This window comes from Pseudomonas sp. 008 (genome assembly GCF_016861935.1).
Lineage (GTDB): Bacteria > Pseudomonadota > Gammaproteobacteria > Pseudomonadales > Pseudomonadaceae > Aquipseudomonas.
The window spans coordinates 300,279-324,212 of the sequence record NZ_BOMA01000002.1 but is presented as its reverse complement, the minus strand read 5'-3'; the positions used below and the strand labels follow the sequence as shown (position 1 = coordinate 324,212).

General features: G+C 62.0%; 25 protein-coding genes and 1 pseudogene. 4 read left to right on the top strand and 22 right to left on the bottom strand.

The window, feature by feature from the left end; translation table 11 throughout:
• Both JUI81_RS06030 and hemE read left to right on the top strand, forming a co-directional pair.
• A complete protein-coding gene (locus JUI81_RS06030; RefSeq protein WP_096481361.1) occupies window positions 1-1,419 on the top strand; it encodes an FAD-dependent oxidoreductase in 1,419 nt (472 codons plus the stop codon).
• Between the two features lie 233 nt (window positions 1,420-1,652).
• The gene (gene hemE / locus JUI81_RS06025) at window positions 1,653-2,720 is read left to right on the top strand and encodes a uroporphyrinogen decarboxylase (protein ID WP_018928609.1); all 1,068 of its coding nucleotides are present in this window, start codon (window positions 1,653-1,655) and stop codon (window positions 2,718-2,720) included.
• Window positions 2,721-2,789: 69 nt separating this feature from the next.
• On the opposite strand, the gene JUI81_RS06020 is transcribed toward hemE, so the two are convergent.
• The gene (locus JUI81_RS06020; protein WP_026345983.1) at window positions 2,790-4,064 is read right to left on the bottom strand and encodes an MFS transporter; all 1,275 of its coding nucleotides are present in this window, start codon (window positions 4,062-4,064) and stop codon (window positions 2,790-2,792) included.
• 118 nt (window positions 4,065-4,182) lie between these two features.
• Between JUI81_RS06020 and JUI81_RS06015 the strand changes: the two genes are divergently transcribed.
• Both JUI81_RS06015 and JUI81_RS06010 read left to right on the top strand, forming a co-directional pair.
• Complete coding sequence (locus tag JUI81_RS06015) at window positions 4,183-5,076, top strand: LysR family transcriptional regulator (RefSeq protein ID WP_019581866.1); 894 nt, start codon at window positions 4,183-4,185, stop codon at window positions 5,074-5,076.
• A 92-nt stretch (window positions 5,077-5,168) separates the two neighbouring features.
• Complete coding sequence (locus JUI81_RS06010; RefSeq protein WP_019581867.1) at window positions 5,169-5,612, top strand: DUF2846 domain-containing protein; 444 nt, start codon at window positions 5,169-5,171, stop codon at window positions 5,610-5,612.
• A 57-nt stretch (window positions 5,613-5,669) separates the two neighbouring features.
• On the opposite strand, the pseudogene JUI81_RS31765 reads toward JUI81_RS06010, so the two are convergent.
• The 21 genes and pseudogenes from JUI81_RS31765 to JUI81_RS05910 form a co-directional block, all read right to left on the bottom strand.
• A pseudogene (locus JUI81_RS31765) lies at window positions 5,670-5,822 on the bottom strand (excinuclease); the annotation flags it as partial.
• A 15-nt stretch (window positions 5,823-5,837) separates the two neighbouring features.
• Window positions 5,838-7,064 carry a beta-ketoacyl-ACP synthase gene (locus JUI81_RS06005; protein ID WP_019581869.1) on the bottom strand — a complete coding sequence of 409 codons (1,227 nt, stop codon included), beginning with the start codon at window positions 7,062-7,064 and terminating at the stop codon, window positions 5,838-5,840.
• Window positions 7,064-7,792 (bottom strand): 3-oxoacyl-ACP reductase FabG, encoded by a 729-nt coding sequence (fabG, locus tag JUI81_RS06000; RefSeq protein WP_028939623.1) that lies wholly within the window; start codon window positions 7,790-7,792, stop codon window positions 7,064-7,066. The genes JUI81_RS06005 and fabG overlap by 1 nt, the downstream gene beginning before the upstream one ends.
• Window positions 7,792-8,250 (bottom strand): hotdog family protein, encoded by a 459-nt coding sequence (locus tag JUI81_RS05995; protein ID WP_018928602.1) that lies wholly within the window; start codon window positions 8,248-8,250, stop codon window positions 7,792-7,794. Before JUI81_RS05995 ends, fabG begins: the two co-directional genes overlap by 1 nt.
• Entirely contained in the window at window positions 8,247-9,443 is a 1,197-nt protein-coding gene (locus JUI81_RS05990; protein WP_019581871.1) for a beta-ketoacyl-[acyl-carrier-protein] synthase family protein, read from the bottom strand. Before JUI81_RS05990 ends, JUI81_RS05995 begins: the two co-directional genes overlap by 4 nt.
• Entirely contained in the window at window positions 9,440-9,937 is a 498-nt protein-coding gene (locus JUI81_RS05985; RefSeq protein WP_019581872.1) for a DUF3261 domain-containing protein, read from the bottom strand. The genes JUI81_RS05990 and JUI81_RS05985 overlap by 4 nt, the downstream gene beginning before the upstream one ends.
• Entirely contained in the window at window positions 9,937-10,662 is a 726-nt protein-coding gene (locus tag JUI81_RS05980; RefSeq protein WP_019581873.1) for a class I SAM-dependent methyltransferase, read from the bottom strand. Before JUI81_RS05980 ends, JUI81_RS05985 begins: the two co-directional genes overlap by 1 nt.
• Window positions 10,659-11,906: an NAD(P)/FAD-dependent oxidoreductase gene (locus JUI81_RS05975; RefSeq protein ID WP_019581874.1), complete on the bottom strand. Its 1,248-nt coding sequence runs from the start codon at window positions 11,904-11,906 to the stop codon at window positions 10,659-10,661. The genes JUI81_RS05980 and JUI81_RS05975 overlap by 4 nt, the downstream gene beginning before the upstream one ends.
• Window positions 11,893-13,053, bottom strand: coding sequence for a hypothetical protein (locus tag JUI81_RS05970; protein WP_028939625.1), 1,161 nt, complete (start codon window positions 13,051-13,053; stop codon window positions 11,893-11,895). Before JUI81_RS05970 ends, JUI81_RS05975 begins: the two co-directional genes overlap by 14 nt.
• Entirely contained in the window at window positions 13,050-15,389 is a 2,340-nt protein-coding gene (locus JUI81_RS05965; protein ID WP_096481351.1) for an MMPL family transporter, read from the bottom strand. Before JUI81_RS05965 ends, JUI81_RS05970 begins: the two co-directional genes overlap by 4 nt.
• Window positions 15,373-15,975, bottom strand: coding sequence for an outer membrane lipoprotein carrier protein LolA (locus JUI81_RS05960; RefSeq protein WP_019581877.1), 603 nt, complete (start codon window positions 15,973-15,975; stop codon window positions 15,373-15,375). Before JUI81_RS05960 ends, JUI81_RS05965 begins: the two co-directional genes overlap by 17 nt.
• On the bottom strand, window positions 15,972-16,397 hold the full coding sequence (locus JUI81_RS05955; protein ID WP_018928594.1) for a thioesterase family protein: 426 nt from the start codon (window positions 16,395-16,397) through the stop codon (window positions 15,972-15,974). Before JUI81_RS05955 ends, JUI81_RS05960 begins: the two co-directional genes overlap by 4 nt.
• The gene (hutH, locus tag JUI81_RS05950) at window positions 16,390-17,934 is read right to left on the bottom strand and encodes a histidine ammonia-lyase (RefSeq protein ID WP_204123934.1); all 1,545 of its coding nucleotides are present in this window, start codon (window positions 17,932-17,934) and stop codon (window positions 16,390-16,392) included. The genes JUI81_RS05955 and hutH overlap by 8 nt, the downstream gene beginning before the upstream one ends.
• Window positions 17,915-18,862, bottom strand: coding sequence for a glycosyl transferase (locus tag JUI81_RS05945; protein ID WP_204123933.1), 948 nt, complete (start codon window positions 18,860-18,862; stop codon window positions 17,915-17,917). The genes hutH and JUI81_RS05945 overlap by 20 nt, the downstream gene beginning before the upstream one ends.
• Window positions 18,859-19,593, bottom strand: a complete 735-nt coding sequence (locus tag JUI81_RS05940; RefSeq protein ID WP_019581880.1) for a glycosyltransferase family 2 protein — start codon at window positions 19,591-19,593, stop codon at window positions 18,859-18,861. The genes JUI81_RS05945 and JUI81_RS05940 overlap by 4 nt, the downstream gene beginning before the upstream one ends.
• Window positions 19,586-21,268 carry an acyl-CoA synthetase family protein gene (locus JUI81_RS05935; RefSeq protein ID WP_204123932.1) on the bottom strand — a complete coding sequence of 561 codons (1,683 nt, stop codon included), beginning with the start codon at window positions 21,266-21,268 and terminating at the stop codon, window positions 19,586-19,588. The genes JUI81_RS05940 and JUI81_RS05935 overlap by 8 nt, the downstream gene beginning before the upstream one ends.
• A complete protein-coding gene (locus JUI81_RS05930) occupies window positions 21,265-21,810 on the bottom strand; it encodes a hypothetical protein (protein ID WP_204123931.1) in 546 nt (181 codons plus the stop codon). Before JUI81_RS05930 ends, JUI81_RS05935 begins: the two co-directional genes overlap by 4 nt.
• Complete coding sequence (locus JUI81_RS05925; protein WP_007936741.1) at window positions 21,807-22,061, bottom strand: acyl carrier protein; 255 nt, start codon at window positions 22,059-22,061, stop codon at window positions 21,807-21,809. Before JUI81_RS05925 ends, JUI81_RS05930 begins: the two co-directional genes overlap by 4 nt.
• 9 nt (window positions 22,062-22,070) lie before the next feature.
• The gene (locus JUI81_RS05920; RefSeq protein WP_018928588.1) at window positions 22,071-22,346 is read right to left on the bottom strand and encodes a phosphopantetheine-binding protein; all 276 of its coding nucleotides are present in this window, start codon (window positions 22,344-22,346) and stop codon (window positions 22,071-22,073) included.
• On the bottom strand, window positions 22,324-23,136 hold the full coding sequence (locus tag JUI81_RS05915; RefSeq protein WP_018928587.1) for a 1-acyl-sn-glycerol-3-phosphate acyltransferase: 813 nt from the start codon (window positions 23,134-23,136) through the stop codon (window positions 22,324-22,326). Before JUI81_RS05915 ends, JUI81_RS05920 begins: the two co-directional genes overlap by 23 nt.
• Window positions 23,112-23,837, bottom strand: a complete 726-nt coding sequence (locus JUI81_RS05910) for a beta-ketoacyl synthase chain length factor (RefSeq protein ID WP_019581883.1) — start codon at window positions 23,835-23,837, stop codon at window positions 23,112-23,114. The genes JUI81_RS05915 and JUI81_RS05910 overlap by 25 nt, the downstream gene beginning before the upstream one ends.
• Window positions 23,838-23,934: the final 97 nt, after the last annotated feature.

Genomic DNA, 23,934 nt, shown 5'->3' with positions numbered 1-23,934 from the left:
ATGGCTGAACGTCTGAATAACGACTTCCAGTTCATCGATGTCGGGCGCAAGGATCCGAAGAAGAAACTGTTGCGTCAACGCAAGAAAGAGTTCGTGGAAATCTACGAGCCGTTCAAACCCCAGCAGTCGGCCGACCAGGCCCACCGCTGCCTGGGCTGCGGTAACCCGTATTGCGAATGGAAGTGCCCGGTGCACAACTTCATTCCCAACTGGCTCAAATTGGTGGCCGAGGGCAACATCCTCCAGGCCGCCGAACTGTCGCACCAGACCAACACCCTGCCGGAAGTCTGCGGTCGGGTGTGTCCACAGGATCGTCTGTGCGAGGGTGCCTGCACCCTCAACGACGGTTTCGGTGCGGTGACCATCGGTTCGGTCGAGAAGTACATCACTGACACCGCGTTCGCCATGGGCTGGCGCCCGGACATGTCCAAGGTCAAGCCGACCGGCAAGCGTGTTGCGGTAATCGGTGCGGGCCCTGCGGGCCTGGGCTGTGCCGACGTGCTGGTGCGTGGCGGCGTGACGCCGGTGGTGTTCGACAAGAACCCGGAAATCGGTGGTCTGCTGACCTTCGGCATTCCTGAGTTCAAGCTGGAAAAGACCGTGTTGAGCAATCGCCGCGAAGTCTTCACCGGCATGGGCATCGAGTTCCGCCTGAACACCGAAGTGGGCAAGGACGTGACCATGGAACAACTGCTCGAAGAATTCGATGCGGTCTTCATGGGCATGGGCACCTACACCTACATGAAGGGCGGCTTCGCCGGCGAGGACCTGCCGGGCGTGCACGACGCGCTGGACTTCCTGATCGCCAACGTCAACCGCAACCTGGGCTTTGAAAAGTCGCCGGAAGATTTCGTCGACATGAAAGGCAAGAAGGTGGTGGTGCTGGGCGGCGGCGACACGGCGATGGACTGCAACCGTACCTCGATTCGTCAGGGCGCCAAGGCGGTGACCTGTGCCTATCGTCGTGACGAAGCGAACATGCCGGGCTCGCGCAAAGAGGTGAAGAACGCCAAGGAAGAAGGCGTGAAATTCCTCTACAACCGCCAGCCGATCGCAATCGTCGGTGAAGACCGTGTCGAAGGCGTGAAGGTGGTCGAGACCCGTCTTGGCGAGCCGGATGCCCGTGGCCGTCGCAGCCCCGAGCCGATCCCGGGTTCCGAAGAGATCATCCCGGCCGACGCCGTGGTCATCGCGTTCGGTTTCCGTCCAAGCCCGGCGTCGTGGTTCGATCAGTTCAGCATCCAGACCGACAGCCAGGGCCGCGTCGTGGCTCCGGAACAAGGCCAGTACAAACACCAGACCAGCAACCCGAAAATCTTCGCCGGTGGCGACATGGTGCGCGGTTCCGACCTGGTGGTAACGGCGATCTTCGAAGGCCGCAATGCCGCCGAAGGAATCCTGGATTACCTGGGCGTCTGATCGACGCCTGACCCTGTAGGAGCCGGCTTGCTGGCGATGAACGATAACGCGGTGTACCTGATACACCGCGTCGTCTGAATCGCCAGCAAGCCGGCTCCTACAGTGTTTTGTGGTGCTGCAAAGTCTGCATTTCACCGCGACAAATTGACCCGATAGACAAAAGGATCGGCTCTTGCCGTGCCTTTTGCGTCGCGCTCTGAGAAAATGCCCGCACTTTTTTTCCGGATGCCGACATGACTGCCCTGAAGAACGACCGTTTCCTTCGCGCCCTGCTCAAGCAACCCGTAGACGTCACCCCTGTGTGGATGATGCGTCAGGCCGGTCGCTACCTGCCTGAATACCGCGCCAGCCGTGCCAAGGCCGGTGACTTCATGAGCCTGTGCATGAACCCGGCGTTCGCGTGCGAAGTCACGATGCAACCGCTCGACCGCTATCCGCAACTGGATGCGGCGATCTTGTTCTCCGATATCCTGACCATCCCCGATGCCATGGGCCAAGGCCTGTACTTCGAGACCGGTGAAGGTCCGCGCTTCAAGAAGGTCGTCAGCACCTTGGCCGACATCGAAGCCTTGCCGATTCCTGATCCACAGAAAGACCTCGGCTACGTCATGGACGCAGTCAGCACCATCCGCCGCGAACTGAACGGCCGCGTGCCGCTGATCGGTTTCTCCGGCAGCCCATGGACCCTGGCTACCTACATGGTTGAAGGCGGTTCGTCGAAAGACTTCCGCAAGACCAAGGCCATGCTCTACGACAACCCGCAAGCCATGCACCTGCTGCTGGACAAGCTCGCGCAGTCGGTCACTTCGTATCTCAATGGCCAGATCCTGGCCGGCGCGCAAGCGGTGCAGATCTTCGACACCTGGGGCGGCAATCTCTCGGCGGCGGCGTACCAGGAATTCTCCCTGGCCTACATGCGCAAAATCGTCAGCGGCCTGATCCGCGAACATGAAGGCCGCAAAGTGCCGGTCATCCTGTTCACCAAGAACGGCGGCCTGTGGCTGGAAAGCATCGCCGACGCCGGTGCTGACGCACTGGGCCTGGACTGGACCTGCGACATCGGTGAGGCTCGTCAGCGCGTCGGCAACAAAGTCGCCCTGCAAGGCAACATGGACCCGACCGTGCTTTACGCCAAGCCAGAAGCCATCCGCGCCGAAGTCGGCCGGATCCTCGCCAGCTACGGCAAGGGCAGCGGCCACGTGTTCAACCTCGGCCATGGCATTACGCCGGAAGTCGATCCGGAGCACGCAGGCGCTTTCTTGCGCGCGGTGCATGAATTGTCGGCGCAGTATCACGAGTGATCGTCGCCCGATAAAAAACGCCCGGCATTTGCCGGGCGTTTTTGCATCAAAATCAAAAAGATCGCATCCTTAAGCTTTCAAATTCTCCAACGGCGGCAACTTCGCCAATTTCAACGCCACCAACAGCGCAATCACCAGCAATCCGCTGATGAACAGCCCGATCCCGTTCCAGCCACCCAGATGCCAGGCCATACCGCCCGCCGTACCCGCGATACTCGACCCGGCGTAATAGCTGAACAGGTACAACGACGTCGCCTGCCCCTTGGCCTTGGTCGCGCGACGACCGATCCAGCTGCTGGCCACCGAATGCGCGCCGAAGAAGCCGAAGGTGAAGACCAGCATGCCGAAGATCACTACTGGCAGGGGCGTAAACATCGTCAACGCAAGGCCCGCGAGCATCACCACAATGGTTGCCCAGAGCACTTTGCGCCGGCCGAGCTGGTCGGCCAGGGCGCCGATTTTCGCCGAGCTGTAGATGCCCGACAGGTACACCACCGAGAGTAGCCCGACGAGGGCCTGGTCCATGTGATACGGCTCGGCCAGCAGGCGATAGCCGATGTAGTTGAACAGGGTAACGAACGCGCCCATCAGCACGAACGCTTCGACAAACAGCAGCGGCAGGCCGGCGTCGCGAAAGTGCATGGTGAAGCCATCGAGCAGGCTACGCGGGTGCAGCGAGCGGGCGTGGAAATTGCGCGACTCGGGAAGGATTTTCCAGAACACCGCAGCGGCAATCAGCGCCAGGCCGCCGATGACCAGCATTGCCGTGTGCCAGCTGACGAAGTCGATCAGCACCCCGACGATCAAGCGTCCACACATGCCGCCGATGGCGTTGCCACCGATGTACAAGCCCATGGCCAGGCCGATGTGCTGCGGGTGAATTTCTTCACTCAGGTAAGTCATTGCCACCGCCGCCAGACCGCTCAGCGACAGCCCGACCAGCGCCCGCATCACCAGCACGCCTTGCCAGCTCGGCATCATCGCACTGGCCATGGTGCAGAGTGCGGCGGCGAACAGTGCGGCGACCATCACCGGTTTACGCCCGATGCGATCGGAGATGGGGCCGGTGATCAGCAAGCCGATGGCGAGAAGGCCGGTGGCGACCGACAGGATCAGGCTGCTCTGGGCCGCATTGATGGAAAACTCGCGGGACAGCAGCGGCATCATCGGCTGCACGCAGTAGAGCAGGGCAAAGGTCGCGAAGCCTCCGGAGAACAGCGCCAGCACCGTGCGCATAAACATCGGTGTGCCTTTCTCGATGTAGATCTCGTTGCGTTCAGCGACGACATCATTCAGCGCGGCGGGCGGGATTTCATGGGCGAGTGGGGCGACAGCAGTTTTCACTTCGGACCTCGGAGGGCGCAGCCGGTCAGGCAATGAAAAAATCATATAGCTGGCTAATGTTTCTATCCAATATATTGTTCGACCTGTTTGATAGGTTTAACGACCTAATGGAGTTTTCATGGAATTGCGTCACCTGCGCTACTTCATTGCCGTCGCCGAAGAGCTGCATTTTGGCCGCGCCGCCCAGGTGCTGGGCATCTCGCAGCCGCCGCTGAGCCAGCAGATTCAGGCGCTGGAGCAGGAAGTGGGGGCGCGTCTGTTCGAGCGGACCAATCGTCGGGTCGAGTTGAGTGAGGCCGGTCGGCTGTTTCTGGAAGAGGCGCGACTGGCGCTGGCTCAGGTCGACAAAGCGGCGGACGTGGCTCGGCGGGCACAACTCGGTGAATTGGGTGAACTGAAGATCGGCTTCACCTCGTCGGCGCCGTTCAACTCGACCATTCCCCAGGCGATTTTCTCATTTCGCCAGCGCTTCCCGGCGGTGCACCTGAACCTGCGGGAAATGAGCAGCACCCAAGTGGCCGATGCGCTGGTGGACGAGTCGATCGAGGTCGGCATCATGCGACCGCTGGGCTTGCCGGACTCGCTCAGCGTTGTGGAATTGATGCGTGAGCCGTTGGTGGCGGTGCTCAGCTCCAAGCATCCGCTGGTGGATGGCAGCGAAGAAGGTCTGTTCCTGTCCGCCCTGGCCCTCGAGCCGTTCGTATTTTTTCCGCGCAGCTATGGCAGCGGTCTGTACGCACAACTGCTCAGCCTGGCGCGAGACGCCGGCTTCAGCCCGCACTTTGCCCAGGAGGCTGGCGAGGCGATGACCATCATCGGGCTGGTGGCGGCGGGTTTGGGGGTATCGGTGTTGCCGGCGTCTTATCAGCGAATGCGCATTGATGGCGTGGTCTATCGGCCGTTGCTCGATCCAGAGGCGATTTCGGCGGTGTGGCTGGTGCAGCGCAAGGATCAGAAGTCGCCGATGGCCAAGGCGTTTGTGGAGTTGTTGACGCGCAAGCTGACACCATAGGGCTTCAAGGCTTTTATTGGGAGCAGCCCTAGGTCTTTTAGCGTATCGGCCGATACTGTCATTGGACTCATCACAAACCAGGGAGATACAGGATGTTCAAGCAGTTAACGTTCACCGCATTGCTGGCATTGTTTGCTCTGACCGGTGGTTGTGCTTCGGTAAAAATGGCCGATGAAACCCTGGACGCTCAAGCGAAGACGTTCCAGGTAAGCCCCGACAAAGCCAATATCTATGTTTATCGCAACGAGAGCATGGGTGCCGGGGTGAAAATGCCGGTGACCCTCAATGGCAAGCCTGTAGGGCAGACAGTCGCCAAGTCCTATCTGATGTTGGCTGTCCCGGCTGGCCAGCAGACTCTGGTGTCTTCGGCGGAAAACGACTCGGAACTGAAACTCACCGCAGAAGCGGGCAAAAACTACTTTGTCTGGCAGGAAGTGAAAGTGGGTTTCATCAAGGCGCGTAACAACCTGCAAGTCGTCGACGACAAGACAGGCCGTGCTGGTGTCGCTGAAAGCAAGTTGATTCAAGCGCAGTAAGTGTCTGGGCGGCCCCTGCGCTGAGCGTGGGGGCAAGCCCCCTCGCCACAAGTGTTGTTACTGGACCTTCGCCAAATCCCCCTTCAACGCAACCCCGGCCATGATCGCCCCGGTGTGGTACTCATACGTCTTGGCATCCTTACGCTCATTGCTCTTGTAGAAGCTGACGATGTTGGTCACGGCGTTGGCGCCGGCATGCTGGTCTCCTTGACCCTGGTATTTCGTTTACGACCAGCGGCGGAAGATCAACGAGGTGTTGACCCCACCAAAAGCGAAGTTGTTGTTCATCACGTACTGGTTGCTCATCTGCCGGAATTCACCGCGCAGGTAATCGAGCTTGCCGCACTGGGGATCGACCTCATCGAGGTTGAAGGTGTGCACGTACAGGTCGCGGTTCATCATTTCGATGCTGAACCAGGACTCCAGCGCGCCGCAGGCTCCCAGGGTGTGGCCGAGGAAGCTCTTCTGCGAGCTGATCGGCATGTGTTCGCCGAACAAACTGTTGGTCGCCAGTGTTTCGGCAATGTCGCCCTGTTCTGTCGCCGTACCGTGACCATTTACATAACCGATGGCGCTTGGGTCGAGCCCGGCGTCTTCCAAAGCCAGCTCCATGGCCCGGCGCATGGTGATCAGCTCGGGGCGGGTGGCATGCTGGCCGTCGGCGTTGCTGCCGAAACCGACGATCTCGGCGTGGATGCGGGCGCCACGCGCCAGGGCGTGTTCGAGTTCTTCGAGTACCAGCATGCCGCCGCCCTCACCGATGACCAGGCCATCGCGGCCGCTGTCGTAAGGGCGCGGGCTGGTTTGCGGGGCATCGTTTTTCAGGCTGGTGGCGTAGAGCGCATCGAACACCATGGCCTCGGTCGGGCACAGCTCTTCGGCACCGCCGGCGAGCATCAGCGGCAGGCGGCCGAACTTGATCGACTCGTAGGCGTAACCGATGCCCTGGCTACCGCTGGTGCAGGCACTGGAGGTCGGGATTAGTCGGCCGGTGAGGCCGAAGAAGATGCTGATATTCGCTGCCGTGGTGTGCGGCATCATCCGCACGTAGGAGTTGGCGTTCAGGCCTTCGGCCACCGAATTGAGCAACATTTTGCCGAACGCCTTGATCTCGTCGGTGCTGCCGGTGGACGAGCCGCAGGACACGCCCATGCGCCCGTCCTTGATCGACTCGTCACCCAGCAGCCCGGCGTCCGCCAGGGCCTGTTCTGCAGCGCCGACTGCCAGCCGCGATACCCGGCCCATGCTGCGCAACTGCTTGCGCGTCCAGTGGCCGGGCACCTGGAAGTCGTCGATCGGCCCGGCCAGGCGGGTATTGAGTTCGGTAAAGCGATCCCACTCGTGCATGCGACGAATGCCGCTGCGGTTGGCGGCGAAGTTGGCGGCGATGGTGTCCCAGTCGCTGCCCAGTGAGGTGATGCCGGCCATGCCGGTGACGACGACGCGCTTCATCAGCACAGGCCTCCGTTGACGGCCAGAACCTGCCGGGTGATGTACGAGGCTTCCGCCGACATCAGGAAATTCACTGCACTGGCCACCTCTTCCGGGGTGCCCATGCGTTGTGCGGGGATCATTTTCATCAGTTCTTCCACCGGCACGTTTTCATCGAGCATCGCCGTGTCGATCAGGCCGGGTGCGACACAGTTAACCGTGATTTTGCGCTTGCCCAGCTCAATCGCCAACGCCTTGGCCGCGCCGATCAGCCCGGCCTTGGAGGCGCTGTAATTGACCTGCCCGCGATTGCCGATCAGCCCGGACACCGAAGTAATGCAGACAATCCGCCCGGCGGCGCGACGACGGATCATCGGCATCATCACCGGGTGCAGCACGTTGTAGAAACCGTCGAGGTTAGTGCGCATCACCACATCCCAATCCTCCTCGCTCAGGGCCGGAAAAGCGCCGTCGCGGGTCAGGCCAGCGTTGAGCACCACGCCATAATAGGCGCCATGGGCTTCGACATCGGCTTCAAGAATGGCTTTGCAGCTGGCGCGGCTGCTGACGTCGAATTGCAGGATGCGCGCGTTGCGGCCCAAGGCTTCCACTTCGGCTTTGACGGCTTCGGCGTCCGCCAAGCCGCTGCGGCAGTGCAGCACGATGTCATGCCCGGCCCGGGCCAGACGCAATGCGATGGCGCGGCCAATACCACGGCTGGAGCCGGTGACCAGTACGGATTCAGTCATCACTCGACTCCTTGGGATTCATGCAGATATTGAGCGGCTTGAGGCGGGCGGAACACGTTCAACCGGGCGGTCGCGTGGATGCCGGGGGCGGTGATGTGGCATTCGAATACGCCCATGCCGTTGTCGTCTTCCAGCGAGCGTATCCCGTGGATGGTCAGTTCGGTGCCGGCGGGGAAGTGTTCCACGTTGCATTCGAATTTGCGGCTGCCAAGCAGGAAGCCCAGTTCCACCGCATTGCCTTTCTGGCGCGCATGGCAGCCGGCATAAGCGGCGACGCTCTGGGCCATCAACTCGATGCCGACCCAGGCCGGCAGGCTGCCGTCGGGGCGATTGAACAGGCCGCCGGGCTTGACGGTGAGTCGGGTATAGATCTGCTCGTCGTCGAACGACAGGATCTGATCGATGAGGATCATGTCGCCGGCATGGGGCAGCAATTCGGCGAGCGGCCAGGTAATCATGAGGCGTCTCCGATAATCAGGCTGACGTTATTGCCACCAAAGGCAAAGGAATTACTCATCAGGTAGCGGGGTGCAATGGACGTCAGGTGGTCGGTCGGGGTCACCCAATGCAATGCCGGCAACTCGGGGTCGGGCTGCCCGTCCCAGACATGGGGCGGCAGGACATGCTCGTGGTTATCCGCGCTCAGGCTCAACCAGCAGAACGCCGCTTCCAGGGCACCAGCGGCGCCGAGGGTATGGCCGGTCATCGGTTTGGTCGATGAGCAAGGCACGCCTTGTGGAAACAGCGCCGTCACAGCCAGGCTTTCCATGGCGTCATTGTGTTGGGTGGCGGTGCCGTGCAGGTTCAGATAGCTAATCTGTTGGGGTTGCAGGCCTGCGCGGCTCAAGGCTTTGTGCATGGCTTGCCGGGCGCCACGGCCGGTGGGTTCCGGCGCGGAAATATGGTGTGCATCGGAGCTGGCACCACTGCCGAGCAAAGCAATCGGTTGGCCGCTGCCGGCGGTTTTGCTCATCAGAAACAGCACTGCGGCTTCGCCGATGTTGATGCCGTTGCGGTTCGCCGAGAACGGGTTGCAGCGCTGCTCGGACACCGCTTCCAGGGCTGAGAAGCCATTGAGGGTCAGCTTGCACAAACTGTCGACACCACCGCACAACACAGCATCGCACATGCCCAGGTCGAGCAGCCGTTGGGCACTCATCAGCGCGCGGGCGCTGGAGGTGCAGGCGGTGGAGATCACATAGGCCGGGCCGCTCAATTGCAGCCAGTCGGCGAGAAACGTCGCCGGAGCGCCGAGCTCTTGCTGCTGATAGTCATAATCGGCCGGGAAGTGATGTTCACGGATGTAATGGGCCAGGCCGCGGCTGGCCTCGTCGATGCCTGAGGTGCTAGTGCCCAGAATGACGCCGATACGGTCGCGGCCGTAGGTCTGGATCGCCTGCTCGATGTCTTGGCGAATTTGCAGCGCGGCCTCCAGCAGCAATTGATTGTTGCGACTGCTTTGATGAGCCAGCTCAACCGGAATCGGTGCCAGCTCACCACGCACCGCCGCCACGGGCAACGAGCGCTCCGCGACCCAGCCGGCCTCGTTGCGTATGCCCGAGCAATCGCCGGCAAACAGGTTGCGGGCGACTTCCTGCTTGTCGCGGCCGAGGGCGCAGATTACCCCGAGGGCATTCAGGTAAGCGGTCATGGCGTGTTTTCGCCTAACGGGGTGACGCGATAGTGCGGGCCTTGGGATACGTTCAATTCAAAGCTCGGTGGTTGCGAAAGACTTGGTTGTGAATAGCGGATGTTCCAGCGCGCTGACAATGATCGTTGCCCGTCATGCTGCCGGGCAGCGGGATAGTTGCCGTGCAACTCGCCTTCGGGAGTCAATGCAAACAACAGGGCGGCGAACAGCTCCCGGGCTTCCGGATTGGGTGGTAGCAGACCGTCGGCTTGCCATTGGCCATCGATCAGTTTCTGTCGTGCCACGGGAATTCCCAACGGGTCCATCATCGACCACCGAATGCCCGGGCCTTCACGCTGGATCACCAGCAGCCAGTCCTGACGCTGCTCGGCCATCTGCCGTTCGATGTGCAATTGCAGCGGCAACGCCAGGTTCGGGGTTCGCTCGGGCAGCGGCGTCTGGCTAGCACAGGCGCTCAGCAGCAGGACACAACCCAGAAGCAGCAAACGGATCATCAGACACTCTCTTCAAGGGGCTTGCGCGCGACCACATTGACCAGGGTTTCTTCCCGTTGGCCAAAGGGTTTTGGCTGACGCAAGCCGAAGCGTTCGAGCAGGCCGAAATCCTTGGCGCGACTCCACCACAAGTAAGGGTAAGACACGTTTTGCGGGCCGAATTCAAAACCCTGCCGACGAATCATCTCCAGGTAGCCGGCGGCGCTCTTTTGCACGTGCATCGGGTGGCGGAACAGCCAGCGAATCACCCACGTATCAATGTAAGCCTCGGTGGACTCGGCGAACAGCAGATAACCGCCCGGCTTGAGCACCCGATAGAACTCGGCCAGGGCCTGATCCTGCTCGACAAGATGATGGAAGGTCTGGTGACAGAACAGCAGATCGACGCTGGCGTCCGGCACTTTAATGCTCGCGCAGTCACTGCCGATCAGCTCTACCTCCATGCCCTGGCGGGCCGCTTCTTCTCCGCTCAGGTTCAGGCTGTGAGGGTCGGCATCCAGCCCGATCAGGCGTTTGGGTGCGAAGGTCTGGCGCAGGTACTGGAACGACTTGCCCTGGCCGCAGCCGGCGTCGAGCAAGACCGGTTTGTTGGGCAATGGCTCGCTGAACAGGCTGCGCAAATCGTTGATCGCCACTCGCAATACATGGTGCTGCCAGGTGTGGCTGCGCAGGAACCAGAAGCCGAAACGGGTTTCTTCGACGTAGTTGTCGCTCCAATAACTCATGTCGCATCCTTTGCGCACAGGTCCGAGATCATCCGCAGTCGACGTTTAGGTTCGCTGACGAACGGGTTGCGTTCATCCCAGGCGTAACCCGCGAGGATCGAGCTGATCATGCGGCGAATATCCTCTGTACCGCCCTGATAAAAAATCACGTCCTGAAAGGTCCCGGCGTACCAGCCTTCGACGTAGCAACGGAAGGTGTCGACGCCGCGCTTGAGCGGTTCGGCGAATTCGGTCTGCCAGTCGACGCTTTCACCTTGCAGTTGGCGGTGCAGCACCCCGGCGGCCATGCTCGCCGAACGCATGGCGATGGTCACGCCGGAGGAGAACACCGGGTCGAGAAATTCTGCGGCATTGCCCAACAAGGCGAAGCCAGGGCCATGCAGGGTTTTGACGTTGGCCGAGTAGCCGCCGATGGTCCGCGCAGGGGTATCCCATACGGAGTTGTTCAGCACCCCGGCCAGGCTTGGCGTTTCGGCGATGAAACCGCGCAGGCAATCGTCCAGATTCTCGGTGCGGCCTGCGAAGTGTTCGGCGGCTGCCACGACGCCCACCGAGCAGCGACCGTTGCTGAACGGGATGGTCCAGAACCAGATGTCGCGCTGGGTCGGATGGGTGGTAATGAGGATTTTTTCCCGTTCGAAAGCCGGGCTGTCGATACAGTCTTCGACGTGGGTGAACACCGCCTGGCGCACCGGAAAGTTCGACGGTGCCTCAAGGTCCAGCAAGCGAGGCAGTACGCGACCGTAGCCGCTGGCATCGAGCACGAAATCGGCCTCGACGCGGTATTGGCTGCCATCTTCGCGAAGTACATCGAGCTGCGGTTTCGCCAAGCTGAAATCAACGCTGACGATGGCTTCGCCGTAACGGACGTCGACTCCCTGCAATTCAGCCTGGTCGGCCAGCAGCTTGTCAAAGTCGGCGCGCTGGACCTGGAAGGTCGTCGGCTTGCCGTTGCTGAACGTCTCGCCGAAATCGAAGGTGCTGTACTGATCGCCCCAGGCGAATGCCGCACCGTTCTTCAACTGGAAACCGGCCGCATTGACCGCGTCGAGCATGCCGGCTTCTTCGACGAAATCCAGGCAGTGGGACAGCAGGCTTTCACCGATGGAAAACCGTGGGAAATGCTGGCGTTCGATCATCAGCACATCATGGCCTTTGCGCTTGAGCAGCGCGGCGGCGATGGCGCCCGAGGGGCCGGCACCGATCACCACCACCTGACGACGTTCCATTTCAACTGTTGGCACGGGTGCTCCTTGCCGGGGCGGCGATGTTCAAAGGGATTCGGTGCATGCCGGCGAGTGCCGGCAGCAGGGTTGCGATCAGGCCCATCAACATCAGCGCGAAATACAGCTCGGGGCTGATGAGTTGTTGTTGCAGCAGCAGGTTGAGAAAGACGATTTCGCTCAAGCCGCGGATATTCAGTAAAAGGCTTTCCCGCCAGCGGCTGGCACCTTCAAACGAGACGCCGGCCCAGCCGAGGCCCAGCCAGTTGCCCAACAATTTGCTGGCGATCGGCAACAGAAGAAGCGCGGCCAATTGCACCCCACCGAGACTGTCGAGGGCGTTGTGCACGTTGATCTGCACGATGCCGAACGTGAGGATCAACGGGATGGCGATCCAGGTCTGCAAACGACTCATCCACGCCGTCGGCAATGGCAGCACCAACGGCACCTTGAGCGCGGCCATGCACAGTAGGTAACCAATGCCGAAAATCAGCGCGTTGAGCTTGAAGTGTTCGGCAACCACCAGCAGTGCAAAGAAGCAGCCGCTGTACAGCAACGGTTGGCGCAAGCCGAGCAGTCGCAGCAACAACGGCAGGCAGGCGCCGGCCAGCGGCAGCAACAGGCTGCTCAGGTGCAGGCTGCCTTGGGCGAACGCGAACAGGGTCCAGCAAGTCAGGTCGATCAGGATCGCGGTCTGCACCAGGCGTCGGGTGGCGGCGGGCGGGTAGTTGATGTGTCGCAGGTACAGGTACAGCACCGGAATCGCTGTGATGGCGAACAACAGACCGACCGCCAGCGAGCTGATCCACGGCTGTGGCGGCAGTAGCCAGACCGCTGTCGCCAGCCCGCAGGCAAACGGAATGCAGAAACTCGGCAGGGCGATTTTCAGGCTCTGGCGATCCAGTCGCAGGTCGATCACGTCGCTGAGGATGTGCCCCAGCAGCAAGGCAAAGCTCAGGCTGTAGAGGTTCTTCAGCCAACCCGGCGAGATCAGGTCGGCACCGCTCAGTTGCCAGCCCGGTTCGATCCAGAAATACATCAGCAGCGGCAGGCCGAAGGTTGCCAGCAACAACTGGCTGACGATCGGAATCAGACCGAAACGTCTACCGACATGGGTGGCCATGGCGAACAACACCAGGGCCATGACCCAGAACGCCGCGACCATCATGCTGCTGGCTCCGCAACCGGGGCGGTGTGGACTTGGCGTCCGGCCCACGGCGCCAGGATGAAGCTGTACGCCAGGCCGAGGCTCACCGACAGGCCGAAGTTGCTCACAGCCGGTGTGCTGGACACCGCCAGCAGGCCAAACGATAGCCATGTGGTTGCGGCTGCCAGCATGGTGCCCAGCAGGCTCGCGGCGGCACCGCCGATCTGTTCGCGCATGAGGATCGCGTAGTCGACGCTGATGGCCGTCACCAGCAGCAGGCCGAACAGGCTGAACAGCGTCAGCGGCTGACCGAGCCAGCCGAGGCTTGCCAGGCTGCACAGGGCCGCCAGCAGCGGCAGGGAGACGATTCGCAGCGCGCCACCGAGACCGAATGGCAGGATCAGCACCAGCACGATCAACACGCAGGAGGCGAGTTTCAATTCAGCGGCGCTGATTTGAGTTGCGGCAAATACCTTGTTCAGGTCGCCGAGGCGGTCGACCAGTTGCACACCCGGCAAGTCCAGCGCCTGGACCCGCAACAACGCGGGATTGTTCAAGCCTTGCAGGCTGACCATCGCGGCCACGCCGTTATCGGTCGGCCCCAGCCACAGGGTGCGGTAGGGCTCGGCCAATGGGCCGGCCAGGGCCGCGTCGATATCTTCGGTGGGCAGCGCCTGTAGCTTCACCAACTCGGCTTGCAGCGCGTCAGCAGGCACGCCAAGGTCGAGCAACGGTTGCCAGAACTGCGGCAGCTTGCTCAGTGCATCACGCACTTTGTGCTGTTCGTTCGGCGGGCTGACCAGTTGGTTGAGCGACAGGTAGCCCTGGAGTTTTTCCAGGTTGACCAATTGATCCAGGCGCTCGCTCAGTGCCGTTTGGCGTTCGAGCAACTCCTGCTGATTGGCCGCGCGCACCAGGAAAAACTGGCTGGTGGGTTGATAGCCGGTGATGCGCGCAATGGTCTGGGCTTCGTCCGTCAGTTGCTGCGGTGCGCCGACCCATTGGCGAATGTCGTTTTTGGTCTGCAACTGCAACAGACCGCCAACACAGAAGGCGATCAACAGCGCCAGCAACACCGGCGTGCGTACGTATTTGAGCAGCAATTCACGCAGTGCCAGCAAAGACTCGGCGATACGCATCGGCCATTGCGCCGGACGCAGTTGCGCGCCCTTGAGCAGCGCCGGCAGCAGGCACACCGCCGACAGATAAGCGCCGAGCAGGCCAGCGGCGGAGAACACGGCAATCTGGGTCAGGGCCGGGAACGGCGTCCAGGCCAGGGCCAGGTAGCCGATGCAACTGGTGATCAGGCTCAGCGTCAGCCCTGGCAGGGTCAGGCGCAACGCCGGCCAACTGTGCCAGGGTTTCAGGCTCCAGCTTTTCGACAGGTAATGCAGTGGGTAATCCACCGCCACGCCGATCAGGCTTGAGCCCAGCACCAGCGTCATCACATGCATCTGACCAAACAGCGCCACGCAGGCCACCGCGCCGAACAGCATGCCCACCAGCACCGGGACGAACGCCAGCACCACCCGCCAACGCCGGAAGGCCAGCAACAGCAGCAACAGAATCCCCACGGTGGCGCCGCCACCGACCCAGGTGATCTCGCGCGCGGCTTGCCGTTGACCGCTGGCGGCATACAGCAGGCCGCTGGCGGCGAGCAGTTGTACATCCGCCTGGGCGGCTTCTTCGCGACTGTGCTGGAGCAGGTCGGCCACTTGCAGCGGCAGGTTCATGTCGAATGCGTTGCCGACGGTTCGCGCCCGCAGCATCACCCAGCTCTTGCCGTCGGCATCGGCGACCAGCACGCCGCTGCCGATGTCCAACTGCACCGAGCCGCGCTGTGGCTGGCTGTTCTGGATGCGCCCGGTCAGGCCGAGCCAGTCATCCTGGCTCGGCACCAGGCTGAACCCGGTGAAGGGATCGAACAGGGCTTGCACCCGTTGCTGGATAAAGGCGTCGGGGTGCTCGATGAGTTGCTGGCGGTCGGCCGCGGACAGCATCGCCAGTCGGCCTTGCAGCAATTGCGTGCGCAGCGCCGGCAAGTCGGCTTGCAGGTTCCACTGGACCTTTTCGAACACGCCGCTGGCCTGCCACTGCTCACCGATTTTTTGCGCCATGGCGATGGCTTGCTGACGGTTTTTATGGCCGACCAGCACCAGCATTTCCCGGTTCAGCGGTTCTTGCATGCGTTGTTCGGCGCGCAGTTCCAGCGCGTCCGGCGCGGTACCTGGCACCAGTTCCATCAGGTTGGCGGACAGTGGAGCGCCATCGCGCCACTGCCAACCGGCAAGCGCGAGCACCGCCAGCAGCAGGATCAGAAACAGCCGTGGCAGCGTCCGTTCACTCGGCAAAGTCATGTTGCTCCGCATCGCTCAAAGGTTGGGCGCTGGTGCTGTCCTGCATGCGCAACAGGGTTCGGTCACCCTGGGTTTCGAGCAGCTCGATGTTGTGCACCAGTTCGCCGCCGTCAATGTTGATCTGATTGAACACCTGCTTGAGCAGCATCGAACGCGGGGTCAGGGTCAGTTTCCAGTTCTGCGCATCGCCGCTCAACGACAGCTCGAAATCCCGTTGCAGGCCACTGCTGTCGCCTTGCAGCACGGCGAGGAACAAACGGTTCTGTTCGGCGCCGGCACTCTTGTTCGGCAGCATTTGCCAGCCGCTGGCATCCCGCCGGGCAATGCCCTTGTCGCTGATGCGGTAGTCCTGTTGCAGCGGTGTTTTCAGCAGCCAGAGCAAGCCGTGACTCTTCGCCAGAACGAAGGTGCCCTTGCTGGTCAGCGGCTGGGGCAGGGCGCGCAGGTGTTTTTCCTGGATGAAGTTGCCGTGGATCACATCGGGTTTGGCCAGTTGATCGCTCAGTTGCTGCAGATCGAAGGCCTGGGCCAACGATGAAAGCCCGAGCAACGCTAAAGCGCCAAGGCATTTGAAAAGCGAATTCATGGCAGCACCCTTTCAACCGCGTCGGTAAACACCTTGGGCGAAGCCAACTGCATTTCGCGGCTGCTCATGTCGACGGCAACCTGCACTGAAACAGCGCGGGTCAGACGTTCGCCGGTTGCGAGATCGCTGATCAGGTAATTGATCTTCAGTCGGTTCTCCCATTCCACCAGGCTGGCGCGCACATTCAGCTTCTGGCCGAACACGGCGCCGCGCACATAGCGCAACTGCAAGTCGATCACCGGCCATGCGTAACCCGACGCAACCATGGCGTCGTAGTTGTGGCCGATCCTGTCCAGCAGCGCACAGCGGGCGACTTCCAGGTATTTGACGTAATGGCCGTGCCAGACCACGTTCATGGTGTCGACGTCAAAGAACGGGACGAGGATTTCCGTATCGGTGTGAAGCACTCCCTTGCTACGCATGCAGCCTCCAGTGTTGCTCGGCGATGCGTTGCAGGCACAGGCGCAATTCGCCTTCCAGGGCGCGGTCTTCGATGACCGGCGGGAAGTCCTTGGCCAATTCTTCGTGCATCGCGGCCAGGGCCGGTGGCAGTGGGCGCGCGTCTTCAGCCTGGCCACGCAGCCACACGCCTTGATTGGCCGCCAGCAGGGTGGCAGCGGCGACCTGTTCGGTCAGCTCCAGCACGCGGATGGCGTCGCGAGCGGCGATGGTGCCCATGCTGACTTTGTCCTGGTTGTGGCACTCGGTGGAGCGCGAGAAGACGCTGGCCGGCATGGTGTTTTTCAGGGCTTCGGCGGTCCAGGCGCTGGTGCCGATCTGCACGGCCTTGAAGCCGTGGTTGAGCATCGCACGGTCGGCGGTGGCGCCGGACAGGTTGCTCGGCAAGCCATGGTTGTAGCGTTCGTCCACCAGCAGCGCGAGTTGACGGTCGAGCAAGTCGGCGACGTTGGCCACCAGGTTTTTCAGGCTGTCCATGGCGAACGCAATGTGGCCGCCGTAGAAGTGCCCGCCGTGCAGCACGCGTTCGGCTTCGGCGTCGATGATCGGGTTGTCGTTGGCGCTGTTGAGTTCGATCTCGATGAACGAGCGCAGCCAGTTCAGGCTGTCGGCCAGTACACCGAGCACGTGTGGCGCGCAACGCAGGGAGTAACGGTCTTGCAGGCGATGCAGCGGCGCGGTCGGCGCGTCGATCGCCAGATCCTTGCGCAACCACGCGGCGACTTGCATCTGCCCTGGATGGGGTTTGGCGGCGAACAGGCGCTCGTCGAAGTGCTCCGGGTTGCCCTGCAAAGCGACCACGTTCAGCGCGGTGATGCGCGTGGCCAGTTGCAGCAGGTAATCGGCACGGGCGTAAGCCAGGCACGCAAGGCCGGTCATCACGGCGGTGCCGTTCATCAGCGCCAGGGCTTCCTTGGGGCGCAATACCAGCGGTTGCCAACCCAGTTCCTTGTGCACATCAGCCGCTTGCCGGCGTTCGCCGCGGAACATCACTTCGCGCTCGCCGGACAAGGTCGCGGCGACGTAGGACAGCGGCGTCAGATCACCGCTGGCGCCCACGGAACCTTCTTCCGGAATCAGCGGCAGGATGTCGTGTTCAAGGAACGCTTGCAGGCGCTCCAGCAACTCCACGCGCACCCCGGACACGCCCTGGCACAGAGACTGTAAACGTGCCGCCAGCACCGCACGGGTGGCCTGGGCGTCGAGCAGTTTGCCCAGTCCGCAGCCGTGGAACGTGAACAGATGACGAGGCAGGGCTTCGACGTGGTGCAGCGGCACCGCCACCACACAGGAATCGCCATAACCGGTGGTCACGCCATAGATCACGCCTTCCTTGTCCAGCAGGGAGTCAAGGAACTGCGGACCCTTGGCAATGCGCTGGCGAAACTCGGGGTCGCCCTGCAACTGCGTCGGCACCTGACGGTTGGCCAGGGCCAGCACGTCTTCGATGCACAAAGGGAGTTCGCCGAAGGTTACCGGCTCAAGCGTTGGCGTCGTCATCGGTCTTCCAGAAAGGGTAAAAGTTGAACCATTGTTGGGGCGCTTCGAGGCAATAGTGACCCAGGCGTTCGGCATAGCGCGAAGCCCACTGATGAATGACCTGTTCGCGCTCGCTACGTTTCCACACCACCGCCTCGGTGAACGGTTCGAGGGTCAGTCGATAGTCGCCCGTGGGTTTCTTCAGGCACAGCAGCAGATTGACCGGGCATTTCAGCAGACCGGCCAGCAGCCACGGGCCTTGCGGGAACGCTGCCGGGTGACCGAGAAAATCCACCGTCACGCTGCGCCCGCCATGCAGCGGCACACGGTCGCCGGCAATTGCCAGCCACTCGCCGCGCTCCAGGCGTTCATGCAGTTGCAGCATGATCACCGGGTCGAGTTCGCTGACCTGGATCAGCCGCAGATTGGTTGCCCCGGCTTCGCCCAGCAGGCGGTTGAATTGCTCGGCGTGCTTGGTGTGCACCAGCACGTTCATGGTGACTTTCTCGCCGATCTCGGCCAGTGCCCGGCAAACCTCGAGATTGCCCAGGTGTGTGCCCACCAGCATCTGCCCGCGTGTGCCGCGCAGTTTATTGCGCAGCAGCGCCGGGTCGATGATTTCGATCTGCTCGATGCTCAGCTTGCCGTTCCACACGTCGAGTTTGTCGAGCATGGAATCGGCGAAGGCCATGAACTGGCCGAACACCCGCCAATGAGTCGGACGCAATTCGCTGCGCCCGCTCCAGTCGGCGAGCCGCTGCTGGTATTGCCAGGCGCTTTGGCGGGCGCTGCGTCCGAACAGGAAAAAGTACAGCACGATGCCGTAGAGCAGCGGGCTCAGCAGGCGTCGGCCCAAGACCTTTGCGCAGAATGCGGTGAACTTCATCAGCCAGAAACTGCCACGCTCCTGGCGGTCGGCCCAGTGCTGTTTGTCTACATTGCCGTTCATGCCCGCCACCGTTGCCAGAGGATCACCGGTGCTCGCAGCAACATGCCGAAGAACAACCGGGTGTGCATGCTCGTAATCAGTACGTTGTCGTAGAACAGCCGGAAATGCGAAACGCCGTCCAGCGGGTAATGAACTCTGGTTTTCAGCCATTGCATCGGTTGATTGCGCCAGGCCAGGCGCACCAGAATGTCGGAGTCGAAGTCCATGCGCTTGCCGATCCTGGCCGAGTCGATCAGTGCCAGGGTTGGCGGTAATGGATAGACACGGAAGCCGCACATCGAGTCGCGAATCTGCAGTGACAGGGTGTTGATCCAGACCATGACGTGAGTCAGGTAGCGCGCGTACAAACGACCCTTCGGCACGCTGGCGTCGTATTGCGGATAGCCACAGATCACCGCCTCGGGATGGTTGCGTGAGTATTCGATGAAGACTTTGACGTCTTGCAGGTCGTGCTGGCCGTCGGCGTCCACCTGCAAGGCATGGCTGAAGCCCAGGCGCGAAGCCTCCCGCAGGCCGGTCATCACTGCGCCGCCCTTGCCCTGATTGATGGTGAGCCGGATCAGATAAACCCTGTCGCGCTGCGCCAGTTGGTCGAGTACCTTGGCGCAGGCGGGGCTGCTGGCATCGTCCACCAGAATGCAGGGCAGGTCACAGGCAAGCAGCGCATCGACCACGGCAGTGATTGCGGTTTCGTGGTTGTAGACCGGGATTACGGCGCAGGGGTTATGCATCGCTGGCAGCCTCCAGCAAAATCCGCCCGCTGGAGCAGGTGGCGGTTTCGTTGCGATAGGCGAAATACAATTTGCCGCGCACCGGGTCGAAGCGCAGGTGCAACTGGATTTCATCGCCAGGGCGCACCAGTTGCTGGAATTTCAGCACTTCCATGCCGGCGAACTTTGCCGGCAGGTCCATCAATTGTTGGCCCAGGCTCATTGCCCACTCCACTTGCACCACGCCGGGCAATACCGGGGCCCGGGGAAAGTGTCCGCTGAAATACGCCAGGTCCGGCGGGACGGCCAGTTGCAGGCTCCACTCACCATCGGCTTCGACCTGCTCCAGCACTTGCGGCGCCTTTGGGCGGGGCGCCAGCAGCAAGGCTTCAACCTCAGCCTGGGGCAGTTTGCCCTGCGCGTTCAGCGGCAACTGCCGCAACAGGCGCCAGCGTCGTGGCAGGGCCAGCGTTTCACAGTGCTGGCTCAGATGCTGACGCAACGCCTGCGTGAGGCTGCGTCGTCCCTGATTGCGTAACGCGTGCATACCTCGCTCGCTGAGCACCAGCAGCGCCCCCAATGAGGCGCGGTTTTCCTGAACCACTCCCAGGCGCGCTTCGGCGACCCAGGCGTGCGCCATCAGCGCGTGTTCGAGCATTGGTAGCGAGATACGTTTTTCTTCCAGTTTGACGATCCGGTCCAGCCGCCCCAACAGCTCGAAACGGCCGTCGGCAGCGATGCGCGCGGCATCGGCGGTGTGTTCGATATGACCTTCCGGCAGGTATGGCGATGCGATAAGCAGCGCGCCGTCGCTGTCCTGGCTCAGCTCCACGCCGGCGAAGGGCTGCCAGAGATCCTGGCCCTGACGCCAGGCGATGCCGCCGGTTTCCGAGCTGCCGAAGATTTCTGTCGGCCATTGTTGCAGGCGTTCGTGCAGGCTCTGCGCCGCTTCGGCGGGTAACGCGCCACCGGAGGAGAACACTCGGTGCACTGCGCTCAGCGCTGGCCAGTCGAGGTTGTCGCCCATGCGCTTGAGCAATGCCGGGCTGGCGACCCAGGCGAAGGCCGGGTGTTCACGGCTGGCGCGTTGCAAGTCTTCGGGGAAAGCCAGTTGCTTGCGCACGAACGAACGCCCGGCACACAGCGGCCACAACACCCGAAACAGCAGCCCGTAGATGTGCTGGGTGGCGACGCTGCCGATGATGCAGGCTTCGCCCAGATCTGCGCCCCACAAGTGCTCCAGCGCTTCGACTTCATTGGCCAGTTGGCGCAGGGTTTTGTCGATGCGCTTGGGTTCACCGCTGGAACCGGAGGTGCACAGGCTCAGCTGACAACGATCCAGGTCCAGCGGGTGGGCTGGCAGTGGCGGATGCCGATAATCGCTCAGGTGTGCATCGTCGGCCTGATCGGTCAGCCACAGATCGACCTCGGTCGACCAGCGCTGGCGCGTCTGCGCTTGCAGGTCGGCGGGCAGCAGTACGCTGACTCCGGCACGCCAGGCGCCGAGCAGGGCGATGGCCAGGTCGGCGGCGTCTTCAAGGTGCACGGCGATGCGCTGCACACCCTGGGTTTGCAGGCCGGCAGCCAGGCTCAGGGCCCGGTCGCACAATTGCGCGTGATTCAACGCCGGCTCGGCCGTCACGGCACGCTCCGGCTGAGCCTTGAGCAGCAGTTGCTCAAGTTTTATCCAATTCATGGGTGGCCTCGTACCCGTTGTCGTATCAGCCATTCAATGGCAAACATCAGGCCGATCAATCCATAGGAGATCAGGCCGGTGTACAACATCCACCAGCTCAGCGGCGCCCAAAGGGTCAGGGCGGCGGCGCACAAACCGTTGCAGAGAAAAAACACGCTCCAGGCAATGGTCACCTGGCGGGTGTAGCGAATGGCCCTGGGCGGTAATTCCGGTTCTCGCAGGCGGGCCAGGCGTTCGACCATCGGCGGGCCGTATTTCAGGCTAAGACCGAACAGCGCCAGCATGAACGCGCTGATCAGCACCGGGTACCAACGCAGCAGCACCGGGCTGTCGAACGCTGCCAGCAGCAAGCAGAACGCGATGGCGGCCGTGGACATCCACAGGCTGCCGGGGCGCCGTTCGCCGGTCAGTGCTCGCGCCAGCCACAGGCTGCCCAGCAGCAGACCGAACTGCCACGGGGCAAAATGCTCCATGCCGAAATACACCGCAAAGGGGTACAGCAGGCCTGCGAGCAGCAGGCCAAGGCCGATCAGTCGGCTCATGCGGCGGGCTGAACCAGACGGTAGACCGCCTCGACCACGTCGCTGACGGTACGCACCGATTTGAATTCTTCGGCGGCGATTTTCTTGCCGGTCTGGCGTTTGATGTGATCGATCAGGTCGACCGCATCGATGCTGTCGATTTCCAGATCCTGGTACAGGTTGGATTCCAGGCTGATGCGCTCGGGATCCAGCTCGAAGAGTTCGACCAGAGCATCGCGCAGGGTGTTGAAAATATCGTCACGAGTTTGCATGGTCCGGTCTCAAGCTGCCTGTTTTGCAGTGACGAACGCCGCAAGGCTCGCCACGTTGCTGAAGTGATTACGGGTGTCCTTGGCGTCGGCATCGATTTTGATACCGTACTTTTTCTGGATCGCCAGGCCGAGTTCCAGCGCGTCTACCGAGTCCAGGCCCAGGCCTTCGCCGAACAGCGTCTGGTTGTCGCCGATGTCGTCGACGCTGATGTCTTCGAGGCCCAGGGCTTCGATGATCAGCTCTTTGATTTCCTGCATCAGGCTAACGGTGTTCTGATCGCTCATCTTCGGCGAGCTCCTTGATAAAGTAAGAGTGCAAATAGTCGTTGAGCTTGCGCGAGGCCTGGGGTGCAGGGCCTTGCGTAGCGAAGGCCTGTGGGTCTATATCGGCCCCGACGCGAAAACTGAAGTGCACGCGGCGTTTGGGGATCCGATACCAGGGTTCGGCCTTGGTCAATGTGGTCGGGTTGACCTTGATAATCACCGGGGTGAGGATTCTCGCACCGCGCAGCGCGATTGCCGCGCCCCCCCGATGAAAGGCCGGTGGTTGGCCGGGTCGGGTCCGGGTGCCCTCGGGAAAGATGATCAGGGTCTGACCGCTTTTCAGCGCGTCGGCAGCGGCGTCGAGCATGTCCATGCTGCCATCGTTGCTGATGTATTCGGTACAGCGTAGCGGACCGCGAGTGAACGGGTTTTCCCAGAGGCTTTTCTTGACCACGCAGTTGGCGTGGCGCACCAGGCCGATCAAAAACACCACATCGATCAACGAGGGGTGGTTGGCGACGATCATTTGGCCTGGACGCCCGAGCTTTTCCGCCCCCTGTATGTCATAGGTCAGCACGCCACTGCGCGCCATGAACCGAATGAAAAACCAGAAACACCGACTGACCGTATGTCGCGCGCGCTGACGATGGACCTGAGCGTCTCCCGGCAGGCAGTTCAACAGCGGGAACACCACCAGTCGCAGGCACAGGCTGCTCAACCCGAACAGGGTGAAGCTTGCGGCGGTGGCCAGCAGGCGCCAGTAGTAGGCGTCGCGGTTCTTATCGGTTACGGGTTGCGTTGCCAGGTCCATACACGATTTTTCCAGGCATGTTGGCAGGTTGTTTGCTGGCCGAGCAGCGTACGCAACAGATTCAGGGCATGGGGCCAGCGGGCTTTGGACAACGTGTGCGGGGCGCTGTTCAGCGACAGTTGCCACTGATTGCCGGGGGTGATCAACAGGCCGACCGCATAAGGGAAAGGCACATCATCGATCCAGGCCGAGTAGGCGGCGGGCGGTTGCTCTTCGGTGACGATCAGCAGTACCGCGGGCGCACCTTCCTCAAGCAGCGCCGCGGCCTCTAGCATGCCGTGTTCAAGGCCATCGCCGGCGGCGGCGAGGGCGGTCATTTCGCTGGTTTCGCCACGCATGATCGACCACAGGCCGATGACCGCGTTGTGCACCGACAGGCTGAACTGGGTGGGCGACAACGGTTGGTCGGTCGCCAGATCGCTGAGAATTTCGAAGGTGCGCGGGGTTTCGCCGTGGCGAGAAATAAAGACCAACGGTAAATCCGGATGACCATCGGCCAAGGGCCAGCCGACACTGAACGCCATCCGCGCCAGACGGCTGAGTCGCCGACGCTGCATGGCCGGCAGAAACGACACATCCGGGGCGGCATCGCTGGGCTCGAGCACGACCGGTTGTCGGCTCCAGGCCTGCCAATCATCCACGCTTTCAAGCCCAGGGGCCCAAGCGCGCCATTGGGCGATGTTGAAGTTGATCACAGACATTCATCCCGCCCCTGCGGGCTTCCTTTAACGCGGTGAGTCGCAAGAACCGCGGCTGACCTGACGTGGCGCTTAACGCCGAGTGGCGCGCATTATCCCG

What these genes read in the sequence shown, in the direction of transcription:
- JUI81_RS05940 (WP_019581880.1), bottom strand. Translation starts at nt 19,593, where the DNA reads ATGCATAACCCCTGCGCCGTAATCCCGGTCTACAACCACGAAACCGCA.
- JUI81_RS05995 (WP_018928602.1), bottom strand. Translation starts at nt 8,250, where the DNA reads ATGATTACCTGGCCGCTCGCCGAATTGCTGCCCCATGCCGGCGACATG.
- JUI81_RS05970 (WP_028939625.1), bottom strand. Translation starts at nt 13,053, where the DNA reads ATGATGGTCGCGGCGTTCTGGGTCATGGCCCTGGTGTTGTTCGCCATG.
- JUI81_RS05930 (WP_204123931.1), bottom strand. Translation starts at nt 21,810, where the DNA reads ATGAGCCGACTGATCGGCCTTGGCCTGCTGCTCGCAGGCCTGCTGTAC.
- JUI81_RS06030 (WP_096481361.1), top strand. Translation starts at nt 1, where the DNA reads ATGGCTGAACGTCTGAATAACGACTTCCAGTTCATCGATGTCGGGCGC.
- JUI81_RS05980 (WP_019581873.1), bottom strand. Translation starts at nt 10,662, where the DNA reads ATGAGTTATTGGAGCGACAACTACGTCGAAGAAACCCGTTTCGGCTTC.
- JUI81_RS05915 (WP_018928587.1), bottom strand. Translation starts at nt 23,136, where the DNA reads ATGGACCTGGCAACGCAACCCGTAACCGATAAGAACCGCGACGCCTAC.
- JUI81_RS05925 (WP_007936741.1), bottom strand. Translation starts at nt 22,061, where the DNA reads ATGCAAACTCGTGACGATATTTTCAACACCCTGCGCGATGCTCTGGTC.
- JUI81_RS06010 (WP_019581867.1), top strand. Translation starts at nt 5,169, where the DNA reads ATGTTCAAGCAGTTAACGTTCACCGCATTGCTGGCATTGTTTGCTCTG.
- JUI81_RS05955 (WP_018928594.1), bottom strand. Translation starts at nt 16,397, where the DNA reads ATGCGTAGCAAGGGAGTGCTTCACACCGATACGGAAATCCTCGTCCCG.
- hutH (WP_204123934.1), bottom strand. Translation starts at nt 17,934, where the DNA reads ATGACGACGCCAACGCTTGAGCCGGTAACCTTCGGCGAACTCCCTTTG.
- JUI81_RS05985 (WP_019581872.1), bottom strand. Translation starts at nt 9,937, where the DNA reads ATGATCCGTTTGCTGCTTCTGGGTTGTGTCCTGCTGCTGAGCGCCTGT.
- JUI81_RS05965 (WP_096481351.1), bottom strand. Translation starts at nt 15,389, where the DNA reads ATGACTTTGCCGAGTGAACGGACGCTGCCACGGCTGTTTCTGATCCTG.
- JUI81_RS05945 (WP_204123933.1), bottom strand. Translation starts at nt 18,862, where the DNA reads ATGAACGGCAATGTAGACAAACAGCACTGGGCCGACCGCCAGGAGCGT.
- JUI81_RS05910 (WP_019581883.1), bottom strand. Translation starts at nt 23,837, where the DNA reads ATGTCTGTGATCAACTTCAACATCGCCCAATGGCGCGCTTGGGCCCCT.
- JUI81_RS05990 (WP_019581871.1), bottom strand. Translation starts at nt 9,443, where the DNA reads ATGACCGCTTACCTGAATGCCCTCGGGGTAATCTGCGCCCTCGGCCGC.
- fabG (WP_028939623.1), bottom strand. Translation starts at nt 7,792, where the DNA reads ATGACTGAATCCGTACTGGTCACCGGCTCCAGCCGTGGTATTGGCCGC.
- JUI81_RS06005 (WP_019581869.1), bottom strand. Translation starts at nt 7,064, where the DNA reads ATGAAGCGCGTCGTCGTCACCGGCATGGCCGGCATCACCTCACTGGGC.
- JUI81_RS05935 (WP_204123932.1), bottom strand. Translation starts at nt 21,268, where the DNA reads ATGAATTGGATAAAACTTGAGCAACTGCTGCTCAAGGCTCAGCCGGAG.
- hemE (WP_018928609.1), top strand. Translation starts at nt 1,653, where the DNA reads ATGACTGCCCTGAAGAACGACCGTTTCCTTCGCGCCCTGCTCAAGCAA.
- JUI81_RS05920 (WP_018928588.1), bottom strand. Translation starts at nt 22,346, where the DNA reads ATGAGCGATCAGAACACCGTTAGCCTGATGCAGGAAATCAAAGAGCTG.
- JUI81_RS05960 (WP_019581877.1), bottom strand. Translation starts at nt 15,975, where the DNA reads ATGAATTCGCTTTTCAAATGCCTTGGCGCTTTAGCGTTGCTCGGGCTT.
- JUI81_RS06015 (WP_019581866.1), top strand. Translation starts at nt 4,183, where the DNA reads ATGGAATTGCGTCACCTGCGCTACTTCATTGCCGTCGCCGAAGAGCTG.